A 22,475-nucleotide genomic window follows, 5' to 3' on the forward strand; every position below is an offset into this window, starting at 1 on the left:
CGTTCTATCTCAGATCACGTCGGCGCTCGGCCAGGCATGCCTTCCACAGGCCGTATGCGTGCTCTGCCTCGCCCAGCGACTCTGCGGTGAACTGCCGGTCGATGAAGCCCGTCGCGGCCACTCGATCCACCACGGCCACCAGGTGCGCGGCCGCGCGCGCAATACGATCCGCGTGTACGAGTTTCAGTTGGGGCCGCAACTGCTCTTCCCGCCCGGCCACCGCCAGCAGGTCCGTAAAGTCATCAGGTTCCGCGTAGGCGGACGGCAGGCTGGGGAGGCCGGTGACAATGAGGTGGGCAACACCGACGGGTGCGGACGAGTCTCGGTCCTCTCTGCCCAGCACACGGTTCAACAGCCGACGGGTTTCATCCGTATCCCGCACTCGGGCGGCGATGGCCGTCAGTTCGTCCAACTCGGCGGAGACCGCTGCCGCGGACTCGGTAGCGAGATGTGCGCGCAAGCGGTCCGAGATGTGTCTGCCGGCCTCCGAGGCCTCGTCGATCACGGCATCGCATGCGTCGAGTTCGGCGAACGCCCTCTCCGCCGTCCGTACCGAGGCCCGGATCAGCTCGGCCGGGCCACACTCGAAGCCGCCCACCGCGTGCACGAGTTCCGACATCGACATGCCAAGTGCCGCAGGCACAGCCTCAGCCTGCGACCGTTCCGTCGCCGTTCCGCTACCCACCGTTCCCCCATCATGACTGATCCGCATCAGAACAGATCATGGGCGCAGCACGCTTCGAATGCCAGCCCCGCTTCCAGGAGTGACGAGATCATGTCCACCGCAATCTCTGCCACCGACCCGAGCGACCGAGGAGACCGATGACGGACGAGTACCCGGAGTTTCTGCTACGCCTGCCGCACGACGGGCCGGTGGCGCGAGGACGGTTGCTCATGGAGAAGGGAACCAACGGCAGTCAGAAGATGGTGGTCCTGGCAGGCTCGCCGGCCCGACCCGACGTCGTACCCTCCTTCCCCGTGCGGATGCCCTCCTCCCACCGGCTGCGGGAGCAACTGAGAGAAGAGGGGGCGATCAAGGAGACGACCACCTGGCCGGGTCGGCTGGAAGTCGTCAGGGACGTCGAGTGCAACTCACCCTCTGCTGCGGCGGAGATCCTCCTCGGCCGCAGTGCCAACGGCTGGCTGGAATGGAGGACCGCCGATGGCCGACCCCTCGCCGATTTCCTGGAACAGGCTTCGGCGGGCCCCAGCCGAGCCTGGCTGGTCCGGGACCCCGAGATCAGCGGACCTGGTCCGGCCGACCAGATGTGGCGCTCCAGGGACCATGTGACGCTGGGCGCGGACCGGTTGAGGCCGGGAGTGGCTCCAGGCATCAGCAAGGAGCGACTGCGCGCCATCGTGGACGAGGACTACGAGTCGGCGGTCGCCTACAGCCAGAGGGCACGATTCGTCGACGAATTCCACGCGTTCCTCTCCCGGATGCGACCGGGGGACACTGTCTGCCTTTTCTCCGGTGGGAAGTTGTACGTCGGTGAGATCACAGGGAATGCCGAGCAGGCAGTTTCGGAGGACGGACGGAGTGTTCTGCGCCGCCCGGTGGAGTGGGCGAGGGAGGGATACCCGTACGACAAGCTTCCGGAGGAACTGCAGCAGAGGCTGCGCACCGGACACGATCTGGTCGATCTGACGGCGGTCAAGAGCTTCCTCGACGGGCTCTGGTCGTCCGAAGCGGAACTGAGGAAGGTGGCCGAGGAAGCGTCGGCTGCATCCGGTGGGGCGATTCAGGCCGCCATCGCTCACCGTGAACTGGAGTTCCCGCAACCCGACGAAGCGCTGCGCGAGAAGCTCAACGTCCATCGCCTCGATTGGCTCAGCGAGGTATGTGATCTGCTCTGGGACGAACGCCAGCTGATCTTCTACGGACCTCCCGGAACGGGCAAGACGTACCTCGCCCAGGAACTCGCCGAGTTCCTGGGCAGCGGCCCCGAGCAGGTCAAACTGGTTCAGTTCCATCCCAGTTACGCGTACGAGGACTTCTTCGAAGGGTTCCGGCCCAGAGAAGACCCGGACACGCATGAGGTCGCGTTCCGGCTGACTCCCGGTCCGCTCCGGGAACTGGCTGATGTCGCCGGACGCGAGGGCAATCGGCACGTGCCGCACTTCCTGATCATCGACGAGATCAATCGTGCCAACCTGGCGAAGGTCTTCGGCGAGTTGTACTTCCTGCTGGAGTACCGAAAGAAAGCGATCCGACTCACGTATTCGGACGAGGACTTCGCCCTGCCCCGAAACCTGTTCATCATCGGCACGATGAACACCGCCGACCGGTCCATCGCACTGGTGGACGCCGCGATGCGCAGGCGCTTCGCCTTCGTCGAGCTCTCCCCGAGAACCGAGCCGACGAGTGGGCTTCTGGAACGCTGGCTGACGGGCGAGAAGAAGGACACCGAGCCGGCCGACCTGCTCGATGCCCTCAACGCCCGTATCGACGACGTTGACTTTCGGATCGGGCCGTCCTACCTGATGAAGCCCGGCGTCTACCGTGACGGCGGACTCGAACGCACCTGGCGGACGAAGATCCTGCCGTTGCTGGAAGAGCACCACTACGGAGAAGGCGTGGACATCGAGAAGCGGTACGGACTGGCGGCGCTACGGGCGTCCCTGGCCGTACGCAAGGCTGCAGGGGACCAGGACGGGGAAGGCCGCGACACGCAGTGACGGAGATTCACCTCGTGGAGCACGCGCCCGCGACAGCCGTGCCCCTCCCGGACGGGGTGGGGCGGGCACTGGCCACGTCGAGGATCGTGGACGCTGTGCCCGATCCGTACGAGTCGAGGCTGTGGCGGCTGCGGGCGGGAAGCAAGGTGGGCGCGGTGAAGCTCGACATCCCGGGAGGTGAGACCGTCACCTTGAGGATCACGCCCAAAGTGCCCATCGAACGCCTCTTCTTCCTCCTCGGCTACAGCCTCGACCCCGCCGGCTGGCGGGAAGGAGAGGTCGACCTCGCCGGTCATGACGGACTGCTCCCTGCCTTCGCCCACGCCGTGGAGCGGCAGACAGATCGAGCCCTACGACAGGGGCTTCTGCAGGGCTATCGGCCCACGGAAGCCACGGCGTTCGTGGTACGGGGCCGGATTCTCGAAGCTGAGCAGATCCGGCGCCGATTCACCGCCCCTCTGCCGGTGGAGATCGCATACGACGAATTCACCACGGACATCGCCGAGAACCGCATACTGCGGGCTGCGGTGGAACGACTGCTTCGCCTGCCCGGCATCCCCCGAAGCACACGCACGCGCCTGTTGCATCAGCGGGCCAGGCTCGCGGATGTCGCCCCACTTGTGCGAGGGCAGACCGTTCCGGTATGGCGGCCGAACCGTCTCAACGCTCGCTACCACCATGCGCTCCGCCTGGCATGCCTCGTTTTGGAGGGGGCGTCGGCCGAGCATCTGCCAGGTGGTCTGCGGATGAGCGGCTTCCTCTTCGACATGAACAAGGTCTTCGAGGATTTCGTCTGTGTCGCGCTGCGTGAGGCTTTGTCCCTGTACGGCGGGCGCGGCACCCTCCAAGCCGGGAACATCTACCTTGATGTGGAAGACGCCATCCGGATGCGACCGGACTTCGTCTGGTACGGGGAGTCGGGACGTCCACTGGCGGTGGCCGACGCGAAGTACAAGGCGGGCAATCCGCGCGGCTATCCCGATGCCGATCTGTACCAGATGCTGGCCTACTGCACCTCCCTCGGGCTGAACAACGGTCACCTGGTGTACGCGAAGGGAAACGCGCCACACTCCGGCCACCTGGTCCGGCATTCCGGAATCGTGCTGCACCAGCATGCTCTCGATCTCGACCAGGCCCCATCGGAACTTCTCGAATCGGTGGATGCGTTGGCGGCGCGCATGGTAAGACCATGACCGCGTTGATCCACGGAAACGCGATGCGAGGTTCGCCTCTCAGCCCAGAATGAGGGGCAATTTCACCTCAAGGGCAACGAGTTCGGCCTTCTCCGCCTCCGTCGCGGCCTTACGCCCCGTCCCGGCCAACAGCACATCCTCGTCCGTGAAGGACGCGGGGAACGCCGTGCCCGCGATCCGTTCCAGTGCCGTACGGGAATGGGACAGGGACGCGGGGGAGGGGCCGGGGCAGTCGGGAGGTGGGCGGTGAGGTCCAGGTGGTGGAGGGTCCACTCCAGGACGTACGCCGTGAGGTAGTCCTCGACCGTGAGGACCTGGCCCTGGGTGGTCACGCGGGCCGTGGGGTCTGCGAGTTTGGCCGCTCGGGCGGCCGCCGCGCCCACGTCGTCCAGGTGGAACTTGAGGAGGGCCATGTCCTCGTACGCCGCCGCCAGGCGGACCGTCAGCGCCGACAGTGGGTCCTCGGCGGCCGGGGGCCCGTTCGTGACGTGCCAGTATGTCGTCGCGTCGGCTGTGGGGGTCCCGTCCGCCGGGGTCGCCAGGGTGATCAGGACGTCCTGTGCGTCGATGATCAGGTGGTAGGCGAGGTCTCTCACCAGCCAGCTCGCGCAGCCCGAGGGCTGGGAGAAGTCCTCGTCCGCGAGGGCCGCGACCGTTGCGCGCAGCGCTGACCAGGCGTGTGAGAAAAGGTCCACCCCTGGAAGGTAGTGCAGACGCGGTTCTATCCATTGACCCTGCGCCGGGCACGCGCTTTCATCGCCCGCATCACCCTCGTGAGTCCTGTGCGCAGGGCCGGGGCGGCGGGGTGCAGGGGGTGGCTGGGGCTGTCCCCGATGAAACGGGGAGCCGAGTTTGATGAGACCTTCCTTACGCCTGCTCGTGAACGCCGTTCTGCTGGCGGGTGTTGTGACTCCCGTCCTGCCCGCGCAGGCCGACGGCGGGGGCGCGGCGCCGGGCCTCGCCCCGCACACCGAGCGGATCAGTGTCGCGCCCGACGGCACCACCGGCGGCAACAACCACTCCACCGACCCCGTCGTCAGCGCGGACGGGCGCGTCGTCGCCTTTCTGTCCTCGGCCACCAACCTGGGGTCCGGCACGGACGTGCGCAACAGCGTGTACTACCGGACCGGGCCCGGGGAGCCGTTGCGGCGCGTCGTCGTGCCGGGGGAGACGACCTCCACCCCTCAACTGTCCGACTCCGGGCGGTATCTGACCTTCGGCTCGTACGCGGTCGCGACCGCCACCTCCTCCGTATACGTCATGGACCTGAGTACCGGAGACGCGCAGCGGCTGGCGCCCGCCCTGCCCGACGGCTACCAGGCCTCGTACGGCATCGCGCCGATCAGTGCCGACGGACGGTACGTCGCCTTCGTCGCCCGGCCCGCCGTCGATCCGGAGTCGGGCGCCTTCTCCTGCCGGGTCATGCTGCTCGACCGGAAGACGGGCGCGGTGCGGCGGGTCAGCCGGACATCGGATGGGTCGGGCGGGTCCAAAAACTTCCATCGGTGCGAACAGATCTCCATCAGCGCGGACGGGCGCAAGGTCGCCTATCTGGAGGGGTACTCCGGGCCCGCCCCCGACGACCAGGGCGACATCCTCGTCTACGACCGCCGGAGTGGGCGTACCGTGCAGGCCGACGTCACCCATGACGGGGCGGCGGCCAGCACCTCCGCGGTCGCGCCGGTGCTGAGCGCCGACGGCTCCAAGGTCGCCTTCAACTCGATGGCCACCAACCTGGTCCCGCAGCCCGACACCAACAACGGCTGGAACGCCTTCGTCCGTGACCTGCGCACCGGCACGCTCAAGCGGTACGACGGCCACAACCCCGCCGATCTCACCCTCGTCTCGGACCTGTCCCGCGACGGCTCGAAGCTGCTGCTCAACACGGCGGACGCGAACCGCTCCACACTCGGGCTGATCCTGCGCGACCTGTGCACCGGGCAGGAGGAACTGTTGTCGCCGGGCCAGGACGGCAGGCCCCTCACCGTGGGCAAGGCGGCGCTGAGCGCGGACGAGTCCACGGTCGTCTTCGACTCCTACTACCCCGGCCTCGTCCCCGAGGACACCAACCTCATCGGGGACGTGTTCGTCCGCACCCGGAGCTGAGCCGCCGGGCCGCCCGACCGCGGCCTACGGTGAGGGCGGCCCGGTGCGGGCCGCCCTCACCCGGTCACCTTCAGCACCCCCGCCAACCGCGCCCACGCCTTCCGAGGCAGCGCATCCCCCGCCCCCTCCTCCAGCACCTGCAGCGCCACATGGTCCGCCCCCGCCGTGTGGAACTCGTCCACCCGCGCCCGGATCCGGTCGTCCTCGCCCCACGCGTACACCGCGTCGACGAGCCGGTCGCTGCCGCCGTCCGCCAGGTCCGCCTCGGTGAAGCCGAGGCGGAGGAAGGTGTTCGTGTAGTTCGGGAGGGTCAGGTAGAAGGCCAGGTGGGCGCGGGCGATCGTCCGGGCGCGGTCCGCGTCGGGTTCCAGGATCACCTTCAGTTCGGGGGCCAGGAGCGAGTCCTCGCCCAGCGCCTCCCGCGCCTCGGCCGTGTGTTCCGGCGTCACCAGGTACGGGTGGGTGCCGGCCGCGCGGTCGCGGGCGAGGCGGAGCATGCGCGGGCCGAGCGCGGCGAGAACCCGGCGGTCGGCGGGCACTCCCGCCGTGTCCAGGGCGTCGAGGTAGGCGACCATCGCCGCGTACGGGTGCCGGTACTGCTCGGCGAGCTTCGCGTGGCTGACGCCGAGGCCGAGGAGGAAGCGGCCGGGGTGGTCGGCTTCCAGCTCGGCGAAGCGTACGGCCGTTTCGGCGGCCTCGTGCTGCCAGATGCTCTGGATGCCGGTGGCGACGGTGAGGTGTGACGTCGCCTCGACGAGCGGGACGGCATGCTGGACGGTCGTGCTGCCGCCGAGCCAGATCGTTCCGAAGCCCAGCTTCTCCAACTCCGCTGCTGCCTCGCCGAGTTCACCGCGCCGGGCGGGGTCCTCCGAGCGCAGTCCGATGCTCCAGATGCCGTAGCGGCCGAGGTTTTGTTTCACCATGCAGGGACCAACCCGCCTGCCTCCGTGATCTATTCCAGGGCCAGGTGTCACAAGATCCAGGGCCAGGTGTCACAAGATCCAGGGGCAGGTGACACATGATCCAGGGTCCGATGGCACAAGATCCAAAGCCCCGGCGGCACAAAATCCCGGCACATCGTGTCGCATCCATTGACGCCTCTCCTGTCTCACCCTTACCTTCTGGCCGAAGTTACGCACAAGGTTCGCTATATCGAACAATCCTCCCCTCCAGAGCCGCCCCCGAAGGGACTTGTCGTGTTCCGCATTCAAGTCCGTCACTGGGTGACACTGAGCGCCGCGCTGCTGGCCCTCTTCGCGTCACTCCTCGCCGTCCAGCCTTTGGCCTCGCCCGCCGCCGCGGCCGACGGCAGGCCGTTCACCAACCCGGTCAAGTCACAGAAGGGCGCCGACCCTTGGCTGGAGTACTACAACGGCAACTACTACCTGGTGACGACCTCGTTCACCGGTGAGCTGACCATGCGGAAGTCGCCCACGCTGGCCGGGCTGAGCACCGCGCCCAGTGTGCAGGTGTGGTCGGACAGCACGAGCAGCCGCAACTGGAACATGTGGGCCCCGGAGATCCACTTCTTCGACGGCAAGTGGTACCTGTACTACTCCGCCGGGCCGCGCGCCTCCGCCTGCTGCGACGACCAGCGGACGTACGTACTGGAGAGCGCGGGGTCCGACCCCATGGGGCCGTACACCTTCAAGAACCAGCTCGCCGGGTCCAACCTCAACCCGGGCGGCTGGCTCATCGACGCCAGTGTGCTCAAGCACGACGGCAAGCTGTACCTGGTCGGCAGCGGTTCGGCCGGCGGCAGCAAGCAGAGCCTCGTCATCGCGCCGCTCAGCAACCCCTACACCCTCGCCTCCACCACCTTCACCGTCATCTCCAGCCCGACCCTGACCTGGGAGACGCAGAGCGGTGAGGTGAACGAGGGGCCCGAGCCGCTCTACCGGGGCGGCCGTACCTTCCTCGTGTACTCCGCGAGCGCCTGCTGGGGCCCCGACTACAAGCTCGGGCAGCTCGAACTCACCGGCGCCGACCCGCTGCTGGCCTCCTCCTGGACGAAGAAACAGACGCCGGTCTTCCAGCGCAACGACGCGAGCGGCGTCTACGCGCCCGGCCACAACGGGTTCTTCACCTCGCCGGACGGCACCGAGAACTGGATCGTCTACCACGCCAACGACGCGGCGGGCGACGCCTGCGACAACGGCCGGACCACCCGCGCGCAGAAGTTCACCTGGAACGCGGACGGTACGCCGAACTTCGGCACCCCGGTCGCCCTCGGGGCCACCCTCGCCGGGCCTTCCGGTGAGACCGCGACGACGCCGACCGCGTACACCCTCGTCAACCGCAACAGCGGCAAGTGCCTGGACGTCAGCGGCGGCAACGCGGCCGACGGCGCGAACATCCTGCAGTGGACCTGCAACGGCGGGGCCAACCAGAAGTGGCGGATCGAGGACCGCGCCGACGACACCAGCCGTCTGGTCAACGTCGCCACCGGCAAGGTCGCCGACATCGCCGAGTGCGCAGCCGCCGACGGCACCGACGTACGTCAGTGGTCGTGGCTGAACAACAACTGCCAGAAGTTCCGCCTGGTCTACCTCGGCGGAGACCACGTCCGGATCGTCAACGCCTCCACCGGCAAGGTCATGGACGTCGCCGACTGCGGAACGGCCGACGGCACCGACGTACGCCAGTGGTCCTGGCTGAACAACACCTGCCAGCAGTGGCGGCTCGTCCCCACGACCGCCTGAACCAGGAGACACCCCTACCCATGAGACAGCTCTTCACCAAGGCCGCCGTGGCCGGTGCCGCGGCCCTCGCCGTGCTCACCACCATGGCCACCCCCGCCCAGGCGGCCGCGCCGGCCTCGCCCGCCGTCACCTTCACCAACCCGGTGGCCGAGCAGCGGGCCGACCCGCACATCTTCAAGCACACCGACGGCTACTACTACTTCACGGCCACCGTCCCCGCCTACGACAAGATCGTCATGCGGCGGTCCACCACCCTCCAGGGCCTCGCCACGGCAGCGGAGACCACCATCTGGACCAAGCACGCCAGCGGTGAGATGGGCGCCCATATCTGGGCCCCGGAGATCCACTTCATCGACGGCAAGTGGTACGTCTACTTCACGGCCGGCTCCTCCAACGACATCTGGAAGATCCGCCCGTACGTCCTGGAGACCAGCGCCGCCAACCCGATCGCCGGCACCTGGACCGAGAAGGGCCGCATCTCCCTTCCGCTCGACACCTTCTCGCTCGACGCGACGACCTTCACCGTGGGCGGCACCCGTTACCTGAGCTGGGCGCAGAACGACCCGGCGGTCGGCGACGGCACCAACATCTACCTGGCGAAGATGTCCAACCCCTGGACGATCCAAGGCAGTCCGGTCATGATCTCCCGGCCCACCAATGCCTGGGAGAAGGTCGGCCACACCGTCAACGAGGGCCCTGCGGTCATCCAGCGGGGCGGCAAGGTCTTCATGACCTTCTCGGCCGCAGCCACCGACGCCAACTACTGCCTCGGCCTGCTGACCGCCTCCGACTCGGCCGACCTGATGAATCCGGTCTCCTGGGCCAAGACCCCCACCCCGGTGTTCACCAGCAACGCCAGAACCGGCCAGTACGGCCCCGGTCACAACACCTTCACCACGTCCGAGGACGGAAAGTCCGACATCCTCGTCTACCACGACCGCAACTACAAGGACATCAACGGCGACCCGCTCAACGACCCCAACCGCCGCACCCGTTACCAGAAGCTGTACTGGAACGCCGACGGCACACCCAACTTCGGCATCCCCGTCGCCGACGGCGCGACCCCGGTCCGGCTCTCGTCGTTCAACTACCCGGACAAGTTCATCCGGCACTGGGAGTACCGCGCCAAGCTGGAGGGCAACGTCACCAACCTCGCCGACTCGCAGTTCCGGATCGTCACCGGTCTGACGGGCAGCGGCACGGTCTCGCTGGAGTCGGCTAACTTCCCCGGCTACTACCTCCGCCACAAGAACAACGAGGTGTGGGTGGAGAAGGACGACGGTACGGCCCTCTTCGACGCCGACGCCTCCTTCTTCCAGCGGGCCGGTCTCGCCGACACCGCGGCCGGGGTCTCGTACGAGGCGTACAACTTCCCCGGCCGGTACATCCGGCACTACGAGAACCTGATGTACACCCAGCCGGTCAGCACGGCCCTCGACCGGCAGGACGCCACGTTCTACAAGGAGTAGACCGGCCGCGGCGGACCCTCACTCCGGCGGACCCTCACTCCGGCGGGGTGACCCGCACCAGGCCCGACTGGTACGCCATGACGACCAGTTGGGCCCGGTCGCGGGCCCCCAGCTTCGTCATCGCCCGGTGGACGTGGGTCCGTACCGTCAGCGGGCTGACGTACAGCTTCTCCGCGATCTCGTCGTTGGAGCTGCCCTCGGCGGCCAGGGACATCACCTCGCGTTCACGGCTGGTGAGCGTGGTCAGCCGCTCGGGGGTGGTGAGCCGGCTGCCGGGGGCCGGGGCGGCGAGGAAACGGGTGATGAGCGTACGGGTGGCGGCGGGGGACAGGAGCGTGTCGCCCGCGGCCACCGTGCGGATGCCGTCGAGGAGCAGGTCGGCGGTGACGTCCTTGCCCAGGAAGCCGCTGGCGCCGGAGCGCAGCGCCTGGGCCACGTACTCGTCGATCTCGAAGGTCGTGAGGATCAGGACGCGGGTGTCGGCCAGTTCCTCGTCGGCGCAGATCACGGACGTGGCGGTGAGCCCGTCGGTGCCGGGCATCCGGATGTCCATGAGGACCACGTCGGGGCGGTGGACGCGGACGAGGTCGACCGCCTCCCGACCGTCGGCGGCCTCGGCGACCACCTCCATGTCCGGGCAGGAGTCGACGAGGATCCGGAACGTGGCCCGCAGCAGGGCCTGGTCGTCGGCGAGCAGGACGCGAATGGTCATGGTGCTGTTTTACTTCCGCTCGTCGATCGTCATGGTGCTGTTCCGCTTCCGCTCGTCGATCGGCATGGTGCCGTTCTGCTTCCGCAGGTCGATCGTCATCGTGCCGTTCTACTTCCGCAGTTCATGGGTGGCGGCTGCCGCGTCCGGTGCGGGGGCGGTGGGGCGGGTGCGGGCGCGGGGGCGCAGGGGGAGGTCGGTGGTGACCTCGAAGCCGCCCTCGGGACGGCGGCCGGCGCTCAGGCAGCCGCCGACGGACTGGGCGCGCTCGCGCATGCCGATGAGGCCGAAGCCCCGGCCCGGTCCGGGAGGGCCGCCGGGGGCGGGCGCGCCGTCGTCGGTGACCGTGATCGTCAGATGGGCCTCCTCGTACACGAGGCGTATGCGCGCCGCGTCCACGGCGGCGTGCTTGCTGACGTTGGTGAGGGCCTCCTGCACGATCCGGTAGGCGGTCAGGTCCACGCCGGGGTCGAGCGGCCCGGGGACACCCTCCGTGGCGACGGTGACCGTGAGACCGGCGGACTCGCAGGCCACCGTCAGCTCCGGGAGCTGGCCGAGGCCGGGGGTGGGCGCCAGCGGGGCCTCGGGGTCGTCGGGCCGGCGCAGCACCCCGACGGTGCCCTTCAGCTCGCGCAGCGCCGCCGAGGTGGTGGCGGTCAGGTCGGTGAGGATGCGGTGGGCCTGCTCCGGATCCGTACGGGTGAGGTGTGCGGCGGTGCCCGCCTGGGCGTTGGCCAGGGCCAGATGGTGGGCGACCACGTCGTGCAGGTCGCGGGCGATACGCATCCGTTCCTCGGTGACCCGCAGCCGGGCCTCCTCCTCCCTGGTGCGCTCGGCGTGCTCGGCGCGGGCCTGCACCGACTTCAGATAGGCCCGCCGCACCAGCGTGCCCCGGCCCGCGGCGAGCGGCAGCAGCAGCCAGAACGCCGGGCCGATGGTCCTGAGCACCAGCGAGAGCTGGTCCATGGAGTCGGAGAACACCGCGGCCAGCGTCATCGCCGCGATGGTGGTGCAGCCGTAGACACGGGTGGTCCGGCGGTCGGTGAGCGAGGCCAGCCAGTACAGCGACGCCATGATCGGCGCCAGCAGCAGGGGAGTGAGCAGATAGCCCAGCGCGACGGCGACGCAGGTGCAGACGGCGGTCACGACGAGGGTGAGGCGCGGATAGGCGCGGTGCTTCAGCAGCGCGAGACACGACACGCCCATGAGCGCCACACCGACCTTGTCCTGGTCCGGAGGCCTGGCGCCCGGCAGGGTGAGCGCGCTGCCGAGGGTGGCGCAGCCCATCAGCGCCAGGGCAAGCACCAGGTCGACGACGACGTGGTGGCGGTCGGAGAACTCCTCCAGGCGGTCCGTGTAACGCCGTTCCCGGCTGAGGGGACGAAGGCTCATCGGTGACTCCGGTCGGTGGACTGGGACCATCGTGGTCGACACGGCGGGGGAACGCCCCGGGGGCCGCCCGTGTCCTTCGCCACGGGCGGCCCCGGTGGGGGCGGGGGAGCAGCCGGATCAGGTGCGGGTCGGTTCCAGTTCGGCCGTCTCGGCCGGGGCCGGGACCGGAGCCGCGTCGGCGTGACGGGTCAGCGCCTCACCCTCCACGTCCACCCGCGGCAGCGCCCGGTCCAGCCACTTCGGCAGCCACCAGGCCCGGTCGCCGAGCAGGGTGAGCACGGCCGGCACGATCGCCATCCGGACGACGAACGCGTCGAACAGGACCGCCGAGGCCAGCCCGAACCCGATCATCTTGATCATGGAGTCGCTCTCGCCGATGAACCCGGCGAACACCGCGATCATGATCAGCGCGGCGGCCACCACCACCCGGGCACTGTGCCGGAAGCCGCTGGTGATCGCCTCGTCGGCCCGGTCGCCGTGGACGTACGCCTCCCGCATCCGCGAGACGAGGAACACCTCGTAGTCCATCGCGAGGCCGAACACGATGCCCACCAGGAAGATCGGCATCAGGCTCATGATCGGGCCTGTCTGCTCCACCCCCAGCAGCTCCGCGCCGTGACCCTGCTGGAACACCAGGACCACCACGCCGAGCGAGGCCAGCACCGACAGCAGGAACCCGGCGGCGGCCTTCAGCGGCACCAGCAGGGAGCGGAAGACGACCATCAGCAGGAGGACCGCCAGACCCACCACGACCAGCAGATACGGGACCAGCGCGGACTGCACCTTGCCGGAGATGTCGATGTTCAGCGCGGTCGTGCCGGTGACCTCGAACGTCGCTCCCGTCCCGGACTCGATCGCGGGCCGCTCGTCGCGGATCACGGTCACCAGGTCCTTGGTCTTCTCGTCGGTCGGCGCGGTCGCGGGCACCGCCGAGAAGACGGCGGTGTCGCCGGCCTCGTTGAACTGCGGAGGCGAGACCGACACGATCCCCTTGGTGTCCCCGATCTCCTTGGCGACCTTCTCCGCGGCGCCCTTCGCGTCGTCGGCACCCCGGGCGTCCACCACGATCGTCAGCGGCCCGTTGAAGCCGGGCCCGAAGCCCTCGGCGAGCGCGTCGTAGGCCCGCCGTTCGGTGGTGGACGTCGACTTGGCCTCGTCACCGGGCATGCCCAGCTGCAGATCGGTCATCGGGATCGCGAGCGCGCCGAGCCCGACGACGCCGAGGAGCAGGACGGGCACGGGGCGGCGCAGCACGAACCGGGACCAGCGGGTGCCGCCGTTGTCCCGGGCCTCCTCCTCGATACGGCCGCTGCGGCGGGCCTTGCGCGAGAGCACGGCGTTCGGCCAGCAGCCGAGGACGGCCGGCACCAGGGTCAGCGCGATCAGGACGGCGACGACGACCGCGCCCGCGGCGGCCAGCCCCATCTTCGTCAGCATGGGGATGCCGACCACGGTCAGTCCGGCCAGCGCGATGACCACGGTGAGCCCGGCGAACACCACCGCCGAGCCCGCCGTGCCGGTGGCCAGCGCGGTCGCCTCCTGGGGCGTACGGCCCCCGGCGCGCTCCTCGCGGTAGCGGGAGACGACGAACAGGGCGTAGTCGATGCCGACCGCGAGGCCCAGCATCATCGCGAGGGTCCCGGTCGTGGTGGACAGACCGAGGGCCTCCGACAGGACCATGATCGTGGCCATGCTGAGGCCGACGCCGACGAGCGCGGTCAGCAGCGGCAGCCCGGCGGCGGCCAGCGAGCCGAAGGTCACCAGCAGGACCACGGCGGCGAGGGCGACACCGATGATCTCGGCCGCCCCGCCCGGCCCGCCCTGGTCGGCCACCGCGGTACCACCGGCCTCGACGGTCAGCCCGGACTTCTGGGCCTTGTGGAGTGCGTCCTCCAGATGGGTCCGGCTGGCGTCGCTGAGGTCGGCCGCCGTGGCCTTGTAGGTGACGGTCGCGTACGCCGTCGTGCCGTCCTGGCTGACCGCCCGCGCCCGGAACGGGTCGACGGCGCTCGCCACCTGCGAGCCGTCCGCCAGATCGGCCACCGTCTCCTCGACGGCCTTCTTGTTCCCGGTGGCGGTGATCTTCTCGCCGTTCGGGGCGACGAAGACGACCCGGGCGGTGGCGCCGTCCGCGGTGACGCCCGGGAAGCGCTGCTCCAGCAGGTCGAACGCCTTCTGGGACTCGATGCCCGGCATGGAGAACTCCTCGTCGGAGGCTCCCGGGGCCTTGAGGGCGCCGACACCGACGGCACCCAGGACGGCCACCCACATCAGGATGACGTACCAGCGTTTGCGGAAGGCCAGCCGGCCCAGCCGATACAGGAAGGTTGCCATGAGGGGCGGGTCTCCACGTCAGAGGTCGGGGATGAGGGGATGAACAGGGGGTCTCGGATACCCGCCCAGACTCCCGGCCGGAGCCCCCTCGCGTCGTCGTGCGGCTGCCGACAATCCCCGGTACTCAGAACGCAGTACGGCACGGCCTCCGGGTCACCCCGGGGGATGACCGGGGCGGGCCGGAGGCCGCGTGAACAGGGCGTGCCCAGATGGTGAGCGATGGTGAGCAGGTCGCGCCTGCATGGTGAGCGGCGCGCGCCTACATCGAGTGCAGGGTGTCGCGGGATGCCTTGATGAAGGCCCTCAGCGCGTCCCAGAACGGCGAGTAGCAGCCGTCGAAGCGCGCGACGGCACCGGTGTCGCCCTCGATCATGGCCTCGATCGCCTTGTGGAAGGGGCTCGTCGCCCGCCTGACGGTGTTGGCGAGTGCGGCGACGTCCTCGGGCCCCTCCAGCGAGACCACCCAGGTGAGGTTCCGCAGCGCGGCGTACTCGTCCCGCTGCCGTTCCCGCAGCCGCCGCAGTTCCTCGGTCCGTTCCGGCCCGAGCCCGTCCTCGGCGCCCCGCACCACGTCGGACACCTTCCAGTGCACGTCGTTCAGCCGCTGTGCCTGCTCCATGAACTCCGCGTACGCCGTCCGGCGCGCCGCCCGCAGCCGCTCCACGCGCTGCGCGTCCGCCGTCGTGTCCGCCTGTATCCGCGCCGCCCGCGCGGTCCCCCGGCTCGTCACCCAGCTCGCCAGGACGGCGGTGCCGGCGGTGAGCGCGGCGATCCAGAACGCGCCGTCACCCATGGCCGGGACCCAGCGAACGTGCGGTCACCCCGTCCAGATGCGCCGCGAAGACCGCGCGGGCGTCCGGGGTGAGGGTGCGCAGGGCGACCAGGGCCGTGACGACCACGTCGCACAGCTCCGAACCGACGTCGTCCCAGGTGTGGGTGACGCCCTTGCGGGGGTTCTGGCCGGTCACGCCGATGACCGCCTCCGCGACCTCGCCGACCTCCTCCTGCAGCTTCAGCATCCGCAGCAGCAGGCCCTCCCGGCCTCCGTGCGGTTGGTCCGCCTCCAGCCAGGCGTGCAGGCGGGAGACGGACTGCCAGAGGTGGTCGTCGGGGTCGGCGGAGTGCCGCTGCTCGCTCATGGGCGCAGCCTGTCACGCCCCGGTGACAGCGGGGGCCCGTCCGCCCAAGTGACGGCTGCCCGGCGGGAGGGGAGCCGAGGCTGTCCTCCGCCGGGCGAAGGGCAGTGAGGCGCGGACGGTCACCGGGCTCTTCGGGTTCCCGCGGCTCGGGAGCGACTGGCCTTTCGGTTGTGCGGCTCGGGAGCGACTGGCTCTTCGGGTTCCCGCGGCTCGGGAGCGAAGGGTCACTCCTCGAACAGCGCCTCCTGCTCACCCTCCTTCTCCTTGCGCACCCGCTGGTTGCGCATCCCCACGACCACCGCCGTCACCGCGGCCGTACCGGCCAGCGCCACGGGGACCATCCAGCCCCGGTCGAAGACATGGCGGAACGCGTGGTCGAGGGAGAGCCGGCCGGGGCCGGTGACCGCGAGGCCGGCGGCGGCCAGACCCAGGGTCGCGGCGTACTCGTAACCACCCTCGGCGGCGAAGAACCCGTTGGGCGTGTGGATCGCGGTCGCGCCGCCCATCGCGCCCGCCGCGGCCGCACCGGCCGCGGGCGTCGCGAGGCCCAGCGCGAGCAGCGCCCCGCCGCCCGTCTCGGCCAGCCCGGCGGCGGTGGCGCTCGCCCGGCCGGGCGTGTACCCGACGGACTCCATGAAGGCGCCGGTCCCCTCAATACCGTGCCCGCCGAACCAGCCGAACAGCTTCTGCGTGCCGTGCGCGGCGAGAACGCCGCCCGTGCCCAGCCGGAGCAGCAACAGCCCCAGATCACGTCGGTCGAACGAGGTCATGACCACTCCCGAACAGCAGGGGTACCGCTGCGGTACCGGCGGAGAAGACGACAGTGCGCACGTGCCTCCATCCCCCGTGGACACACGCACGTCCCCCCGCGTATCCACCGTCGCACCGATGACACCTCCCCGACCCGCCCGCGCGCCCGTTCGGGTGCCGGCCGCCCCGTCGCGTGTCTCCGGTGGCGGGCCGTCGCCCGCGGTGTGAGGCTGGCCGCCATGACGATCGCACCCGCCAAACTCAGCGACCCGGCCGTCCGGGCCTTCGTCGCCGCGGTGAACGCCCACGACCAGAACGCCTTCTTCGCGCTCCTCACGGACGACGCGACCATGTCGGACGACGGCTCCGACCGCGACCTCACCGACTGGACCGACCGGGAGATCTTCTCCTCCCACGGCCACATGGAGGTCCAGCGCGAGTCCGCCGGCGGTCGCGCCCTGGTCGCCAGCTACCGCAACGACACCTGGGGCGAGATGCGCACCGCGTGGCGCTTCACGGTGTCGGAGGACGGCCGGATCAGCCGTTTCGAGACGGGCCAGGCGTAGCGCACCGCGAAACCCGGGGCCGGGGGCTTGTGTTCGCGTGCGCTCCAACTCCTACCGTTCGTGGGCATGGAGACGAACACGCACCCCGGCCCGAACACGCCGGACCACCCGCACTCCGGCCCGAACACGCCGGACCACCCGCATCCCGACCCGTACACCAGGTCCCTCGGCCGCAGCGGCATCCGGGTCAGTGCCCTCGGGTTCGGCTGCTGGGCGATCGGCGGTGAGTGGCAGGCCGCCGACGGACAGCCGCTCGGCTGGGGGAAGGTGGACGACGAGGAGTCCGTACGGGCGATCCACCGCGCCCTCGATCTCGGCGTCACCTTCTTCGACACGGCCGACGCGTACGGCACCGGGCACAGTGAGCGGGTCCTCGGCCGCGCCCTCGGCAAGCGCCGCGCGGACGTCGTCGTGGCCACCAAGTGGGGCAACGTCTTCGACCCGGCCACCCGCACCCTCACCGGCCAGGACGACACCCCGGCCCACGCCCGCCGCGCCCTCACCGCGTCCCTGGACCGTCTGGGCACCGACCACGTCGACCTGTACCAGTTCCACCTCTCCGACGCCGATCCCGAGCGCGCGGCCCTGCTCCGTGACGCCTGCGAGGAGTTCGTGCGCGAGGGGCTGATCCGGGCCTACGCGTGGAGCACCGACGACCCGGACCGCGCCGCCGTGTTCGCCGAGGGACCGCACTGCGCGGCCGTGCAGCACCGGCTGAACATCCTCCAGGACGCGCCCGGACTCCTCGCTGTGGCCGAGGAGTACGACCTGGCGAGCATCAACCGCAGCCCCCTCGCCATGGGGCTGCTCACCGGCAGGCACAGCCCGGGGCGCGCCCTGGACGCCGGAGACATCCGCAGCACCCCGCCCGCGTGGCTGGAGGGCTTCACCGCCGGCGGAGGCGGCGACCCCGAGTGGCTCGGCCGGGTCGAGGCGCTGCGCGAGATCCTCACCACCGAGGGCCGTACGCTCGCGCAGGGCGCCCTCGCGTGGATCTGGGCCCGCAGTCCGCGGACCGTGCCCATCCCCGGTTTCCGCTCGGTCGCCCAGGCCGAGGAGAACGCGGGCGCCCTCGCGAAGGGGCCGCTCGCCCCGGACCAGGTGGCCGAGATCGACCGGATCCTGGGGCGTTGAAAGGCCCGCACGGCGCGGAGGGAGCCACCTCGTCCTGACGGGAACGTCGGTGGGCAGCCGTTCCGCGCTCCGGTGCTCACCCCGCGGTCCCACGCGAGGTCCGCCCCCTTCCGGAGCATGGAACGACTGCCACCACCCCCCTCGGGTTGGCCACGGAAGCCCCCGCCTCCAAGTGTGAAGCTCTCGTGGAGACGAGCCCTGAGCATATGCCCGCCACGTGCCCCAATGGACCGGACGAACAGCTTCCGTTTGTGGAAGTTGAGGTCTGGAGGACCCGATGTCGTGGTCCGGGGAGCTGGGTTCTCCGGACTTCCGGCCGCGGACCGGGCCTCCCGGCCGTGGCTCAGCCCCGTCCGACGTACGGCATCGTCGTCGCCATCACGGTCGCGAACTGCACATTCGCCTCCAACGGCAGTTCCGCCATGTGCCGTACCGTTCGCGCCACGTCGGTCACGTCCATCACCGGCTCCGGCAGGAGCTGCCCGTTGGCCTGCAGCACACCGTTCGCCATGCGCTCGGTCATGTCCGTCGCCGCGTTGCCGATGTCGATCTGACCGACCGCGATGCCGTACGGCCGCCCGTCCAGGGAGAGGGACTTGGTCAGACCGGTCAGCGCGTGCTTGGTCGCGGTGTACGCCACGGAGTGCGGCCGGGGCGTGTGCGCGGAGATGGAGCCGTTGTTGATGATCCGGCCGCCCTGCGGGTCCTGCTCCTTCATCTGCCGGTATGCCGCCTGCGCACACAGGAAGGCCCCGTTGAGGTTGGTGTCCACGACGTGCCGCCAGGCCGCGTAGTCCAGTTCCTCCACCGGCACCCCGCCCGGCCCGAACGTGCCCGCGTTGTTGAAGAGCAGGTCCAGCCGCCCGAACCGCTCGCGCACGGCGGCGAGCAGCGCGTCCACGTCACCGGGCCGTGAGACGTCCGTACGGACGCACAGCGCCTTCGGGGTGACGGTGCCGGGATCCGTATCGGTGCCGGTGTCGGTGCCGGCACCGAGGTTCGTGCTGGCCCCGGCCCGGGCCGCGGTCTCGGCGAGCTTCTCCTCGCGGCGGCCCGCCAGCGCCACCGACCAGCCGGCGCGCAGCAGTTCCACCGCCACGGCACGGCCGATGCCGGAGCCCGCACCCGTGACGATCGCAATCCTGGTCTCTTCAGCCTTCATGGGCCCGCAGCGTAGGGGAGGCCGCGGATCCGGCCGCGCAGGTGGGGCCCGATATATGGAACTCATTCGTCCGCCATTTGGGTGTTGTGTACGTGCCACAAGATCGTCGAACCTGGCCACTCCACTATCGAACACAACTACCTTCAGAAGAGGGCCAGATGCCACTCCCCACTCCTGGGGCGACGCCGTCCCGCTCGTCCCACGCGCCCGAACTGCGCGCCGCCGCAAGGCACTTCGACCGTCGGCGCTTCCTCACCGTCACGGGAGCGGCCGCCGCGCTCGCCTTCGCCACCAACCTTCCGGCGGCCGGCGCCGCGGCCGCCGCCACGCTGGACCCCGGGCGGATCACCGAGGACCCCTTCACCCTCGGCGTGGCCTCCGGTGACCCGCTGGCCGACTCCGTGCTCCTGTGGACCCGGCTCGCCCCGGCCCCCTACCAGCCGGACGGCGGACTGCCCGCCGAACGCGTCCGCGTCGAATGGGAACTGGCCCACGACGACGGGTTCCGACGCGTCGTCAGACGCGGCACCGCCACCGCGCACCCCGAGTTCCACCACACCGTCCACGTCGAGGTCGGCTTCCTCGCCCCCGGCCGCGTCTATCACTACCGCTTCCGCGTCGGCACCTGGATCAGCGAGACCGGCCGCACCCGCACCGCCCCCGGCCGCTTCCACCTCACCGGCTCCACCGCGCTCAACTTCGCCGCGGTCTCCTGCCAGCGCTACGACCAGGGCTACTACACCGCCTACCGGCACCTCGCCGACGAGGACGTCGACGTCGTCTTCCACCTCGGCGACTACCTCTACGAGTACGCCGTGAACTCCGTCGGCGGCGCCCGCAAGTACACCGACCGCGTCCTGCCCGACGTCTTCAACCACGAGACGGTCACCCTGGAGGACTACCGCCTGCGCTACGCCCTCCACAAGACCGACCCCGACCAGCGGGCCGCCCACGCGGCGCATCCCTTCGTCGTCACCTGGGACGACCACGAGACCGAGAACAACTACGCGGGCGACAACCCCGACGGCGGCGAGCCCTCCGAGGAGTTCCTGCTGCGCCGCGCCGCCGCCTACCGGGCGTACTGGGAGAACCAGCCCCTGCGCCGCCCCCAGCGTCCCGACGGCCCCGACATGAGGCTGTACCGCCGCTTCCGGTGGGGCCGCCTCGCCCAGTTCGACATCCTCGACACCCGGCAGTACCGGTCCAACCAGGCTCAGGGCGACGGCTGGCAGATCCCCGGCCCGGAGTCCGCCGACCCGGCGCGCACGATGACGGGTGCCACCCAGGAACGCTGGCTCCTGGACGGCTGGGACCGGTCCGACGCGGTCTGGAACGTCGTCCCGCAGCAGGTCACCTTCTCCCAGCGCCGCAACGCCGTCGGCGAGGTCTACAAGGTGTCGATGGACTCCTGGGACGGCTACCGCGCCTCCCGCGAACGCCTCCTCGCCGGCGCCGAGGCCGCCGGCATAGAGAACCTCATGGTCCTCACCGGAGACGTCCACGTCGGCTACGCCTTCGACATCAAGCGCGACTTCGACGACCGCTCGTCCCGGATCGTCGGCACGGAACTCGTCGCCTCCTCCATCAGCAGCGGCGGCAACGGCTCCGACAAGCCCGCCAACTGGGACACCTACATGACCGCCAACCCCCACATGCGCTTCTACAACGGCCGCCGCGGCTACACCACCGTCACCCTCGACCGCCGGTCCGCCCGCGCCGACTTCAAGGCCGTGCCGTATGTGACGACGACGGGCGCGGACATCTCCACGGTGGCGTCCTTCGCGGTGGAGGCGGGGGTGCCGGGGCTGCAGCCGGTGTAGGTGGGGCGGGAGGTGGGGTGGGGCGGGAGTGGGGCGGGTGGCGGTGCGGAACGAACATTCGTTTTGCGTCGGCCATCCCGCAACGGTCTGAACGAACCTTCGTTTTGCGCGGAGCGCCACGCCACGGCTCTCCGCGAGGGCAGGGTCCGCGGAACGAACCTTCGTTTTCGCGGCCCCAGCCCCGCCCCGCCTACCCCTTGCTCCGCAAACTCCCCAACCCCCTCTAAACGAACGAACCTTCGTTCAGCCGCTCCTCGCCGGGATACCGCACCCCCACCCGCTCCCGCAGCGCGTCCAGCGTGCGCATCACGGCGAGGGTGCCGTCCAGGGGCACGAGCGGGGACTCGGTCTCGCCGGCGCGCAGGGCCCGCATGACCTCGACGGCCTCGTGGCGGAGGCTGTTGCGGGGGCCGTCGGCCGGATCGGCGGTGAACGTCTGCGCCTCGCGGCCGTCCCGGTGCAGGACGAACCGCTCCGGGAAGAAGAACCCGGACGGGATGTCGATGCGGCCCTCGGAGCCGGTCACCGAGGCGGACGTGCCCGTGCCGCCCACGATGGAGCAGTGCAGCGAGGCGAGGGCGCCGCTCTCCCACGAGAGCAGTGCTCCGGTCTGGAGATCGACGCCCTCGTCGGAGAGCACCGCTCTCGCCGTGACGTCCGACGGCTCCCCGAGCAGCAACTGCGCGAACGACACCGGATACACCCCGAGGTCGAGCAGCGCGCCCCCGCCCTGCGCCGGATCCCGCAGCCGGTGCGAGGGCGGGAAGGGCCCCGCCAGCCCGAAGTCGGCCTGCACGGTGCGCACCTCACCGATCGCGCCGTCCCGCACCACCTCGGCCAGCCGCCGCACCAGCGGATTGCAGTACATCCACATGGCCTCCATCAGGAACCGCCCGTGCTCCCGGGCCAGCGCGACCAGTTCCTCCGCCTCCCGCACGTTCAGCGTGAACGCCTTCTCGCACAGGACGTCGCGCCCCGCCTCCAGGCACATCCCGGCGGCGGCCCGGTGCGCCGCGTGCGGTGTGGCGACGTACACCACGTCCACGTCCGCGTCCTCGGCGAGCGCGCGCCAGTCGCCGTAGGCCCTCGGTATCCCGAAGCGCTCCGCGAAGGTCTTCGCCGAGGCCTCGCTCCGTGAGGCCACCGCCACGACCTCGGCGTCCGGCAGGTCGACGAGGTCCGCCGTGAAGGCCGCGGCGATCCCCCCGGTCGCCAGGATCCCCCACCGCACACGTCCGTCGTTCGACATCGCCACCCCTGTCCTCGGCTCCGCGGCGGGGATGTGACCCCGCCCACGTCGTACGAGCTGAGAGCATAGGT

At 70.2% G+C, this 22,475-nt stretch carries 18 protein-coding genes and 1 pseudogene; 8 read left to right on the forward strand and 11 right to left on the reverse strand.

Annotated elements, in window-relative coordinates:
- Positions 1–4: 4 nt before the first annotated feature.
- Positions 5–643: a hypothetical protein gene (locus SCAB_RS31500; RefSeq protein ID WP_148274242.1), complete on the reverse strand. Its 639-nt coding sequence runs from the start codon at positions 641–643 to the stop codon at positions 5–7.
- A 179-nt stretch (positions 644–822) separates the two neighbouring features.
- Here SCAB_RS31500 and SCAB_RS31505 point away from each other — a divergent pair, with 179 nt between their 5' ends.
- Entirely contained in the window at positions 823–2,679 is a 1,857-nt protein-coding gene (locus tag SCAB_RS31505) for a DUF4357 domain-containing protein (RefSeq protein ID WP_013004154.1), read from the forward strand.
- The gene (locus SCAB_RS31510; protein WP_013004155.1) at positions 2,676–3,872 is read left to right on the forward strand and encodes an McrC family protein; all 1,197 of its coding nucleotides are present in this window, start codon (positions 2,676–2,678) and stop codon (positions 3,870–3,872) included. Before SCAB_RS31505 ends, SCAB_RS31510 begins: the two co-directional genes overlap by 4 nt.
- Before the next feature lie 39 nt (positions 3,873–3,911).
- On the opposite strand, the pseudogene SCAB_RS31515 reads toward SCAB_RS31510, so the two are convergent.
- A pseudogene (locus tag SCAB_RS31515) lies at positions 3,912–4,567 on the reverse strand (maleylpyruvate isomerase N-terminal domain-containing protein).
- A 160-nt stretch (positions 4,568–4,727) separates the two neighbouring features.
- Here SCAB_RS31515 and SCAB_RS31520 point away from each other — a divergent pair.
- Positions 4,728–5,978: a TolB-like translocation protein gene (locus tag SCAB_RS31520; protein ID WP_037727825.1), complete on the forward strand. Its 1,251-nt coding sequence runs from the start codon at positions 4,728–4,730 to the stop codon at positions 5,976–5,978.
- 56 nt (positions 5,979–6,034) lie between these two features.
- On the opposite strand, the gene SCAB_RS31525 is transcribed toward SCAB_RS31520, so the two are convergent.
- The gene (locus SCAB_RS31525; protein WP_013004158.1) at positions 6,035–6,901 is read right to left on the reverse strand and encodes an LLM class F420-dependent oxidoreductase; all 867 of its coding nucleotides are present in this window, start codon (positions 6,899–6,901) and stop codon (positions 6,035–6,037) included.
- A 273-nt stretch (positions 6,902–7,174) separates the two neighbouring features.
- On the opposite strand from SCAB_RS31525, the gene SCAB_RS31530 reads away from it, so the two are divergent.
- Both SCAB_RS31530 and SCAB_RS31535 read left to right on the forward strand, forming a co-directional pair.
- A complete protein-coding gene (locus tag SCAB_RS31530) occupies positions 7,175–8,680 on the forward strand; it encodes a family 43 glycosylhydrolase (RefSeq protein ID WP_013004159.1) in 1,506 nt (501 codons plus the stop codon).
- A 20-nt stretch (positions 8,681–8,700) separates the two neighbouring features.
- Positions 8,701–10,149: a family 43 glycosylhydrolase gene (locus SCAB_RS31535; protein ID WP_013004160.1), complete on the forward strand. Its 1,449-nt coding sequence runs from the start codon at positions 8,701–8,703 to the stop codon at positions 10,147–10,149.
- Positions 10,150–10,183: 34 nt separating this feature from the next.
- On the opposite strand, the gene SCAB_RS31540 is transcribed toward SCAB_RS31535, so the two are convergent.
- The 6 genes from SCAB_RS31540 to SCAB_RS31565 all read right to left on the reverse strand — a co-directional run bounded on the left by SCAB_RS31540 (position 10,184) and on the right by SCAB_RS31565 (position 16,493).
- Positions 10,184–10,861 carry a response regulator transcription factor gene (locus tag SCAB_RS31540; RefSeq protein WP_013004161.1) on the reverse strand — a complete coding sequence of 226 codons (678 nt, stop codon included), beginning with the start codon at positions 10,859–10,861 and terminating at the stop codon, positions 10,184–10,186.
- 108 nt (positions 10,862–10,969) lie between these two features.
- Positions 10,970–12,250 (reverse strand): sensor histidine kinase, encoded by a 1,281-nt coding sequence (locus SCAB_RS31545; protein ID WP_013004162.1) that lies wholly within the window; start codon positions 12,248–12,250, stop codon positions 10,970–10,972.
- A gap of 117 nt (positions 12,251–12,367) precedes the next feature.
- On the reverse strand, positions 12,368–14,584 hold the full coding sequence (locus tag SCAB_RS31550) for an MMPL family transporter (RefSeq protein ID WP_013004163.1): 2,217 nt from the start codon (positions 14,582–14,584) through the stop codon (positions 12,368–12,370).
- Between the two features lie 259 nt (positions 14,585–14,843).
- Positions 14,844–15,377 (reverse strand): hypothetical protein, encoded by a 534-nt coding sequence (locus tag SCAB_RS31555; protein ID WP_013004164.1) that lies wholly within the window; start codon positions 15,375–15,377, stop codon positions 14,844–14,846.
- On the reverse strand, positions 15,370–15,723 hold the full coding sequence (locus SCAB_RS31560; RefSeq protein WP_013004165.1) for a MazG-like family protein: 354 nt from the start codon (positions 15,721–15,723) through the stop codon (positions 15,370–15,372). The genes SCAB_RS31555 and SCAB_RS31560 overlap by 8 nt, the downstream gene beginning before the upstream one ends.
- Before the next feature lie 224 nt (positions 15,724–15,947).
- Positions 15,948–16,493, reverse strand: a complete 546-nt coding sequence (locus SCAB_RS31565) for a DoxX family membrane protein (protein WP_037727831.1) — start codon at positions 16,491–16,493, stop codon at positions 15,948–15,950.
- A gap of 219 nt (positions 16,494–16,712) precedes the next feature.
- On the opposite strand from SCAB_RS31565, the gene SCAB_RS31570 reads away from it, so the two are divergent.
- Positions 16,713–17,039, forward strand: a complete 327-nt coding sequence (locus SCAB_RS31570; protein WP_013004167.1) for a nuclear transport factor 2 family protein — start codon at positions 16,713–16,715, stop codon at positions 17,037–17,039.
- A gap of 60 nt (positions 17,040–17,099) precedes the next feature.
- Positions 17,100–18,173, forward strand: a complete 1,074-nt coding sequence (locus SCAB_RS31575) for an aldo/keto reductase (protein WP_013004168.1) — start codon at positions 17,100–17,102, stop codon at positions 18,171–18,173.
- Positions 18,174–18,516: 343 nt separating this feature from the next.
- On the opposite strand, the gene SCAB_RS31580 is transcribed toward SCAB_RS31575, so the two are convergent.
- Positions 18,517–19,335 carry an SDR family oxidoreductase gene (locus SCAB_RS31580; RefSeq protein ID WP_013004169.1) on the reverse strand — a complete coding sequence of 273 codons (819 nt, stop codon included), beginning with the start codon at positions 19,333–19,335 and terminating at the stop codon, positions 18,517–18,519.
- A gap of 158 nt (positions 19,336–19,493) precedes the next feature.
- On the opposite strand from SCAB_RS31580, the gene SCAB_RS31585 reads away from it, so the two are divergent.
- Complete coding sequence (locus tag SCAB_RS31585) at positions 19,494–21,155, forward strand: alkaline phosphatase D family protein (protein ID WP_013004170.1); 1,662 nt, start codon at positions 19,494–19,496, stop codon at positions 21,153–21,155.
- Positions 21,156–21,378: 223 nt separating this feature from the next.
- Here the strand turns inward: SCAB_RS31585 and SCAB_RS31590 are convergent, their stop codons facing one another.
- A complete protein-coding gene (locus SCAB_RS31590; protein WP_037727834.1) occupies positions 21,379–22,404 on the reverse strand; it encodes a Gfo/Idh/MocA family protein in 1,026 nt (341 codons plus the stop codon).
- Positions 22,405–22,475: the final 71 nt, after the last annotated feature.

The sequence above is a fragment of the Streptomyces scabiei 87.22 genome (genome assembly GCF_000091305.1).
In the GTDB taxonomy this organism is placed as follows: Bacteria; Actinomycetota; Actinomycetes; order Streptomycetales; family Streptomycetaceae; genus Streptomyces; species Streptomyces scabiei.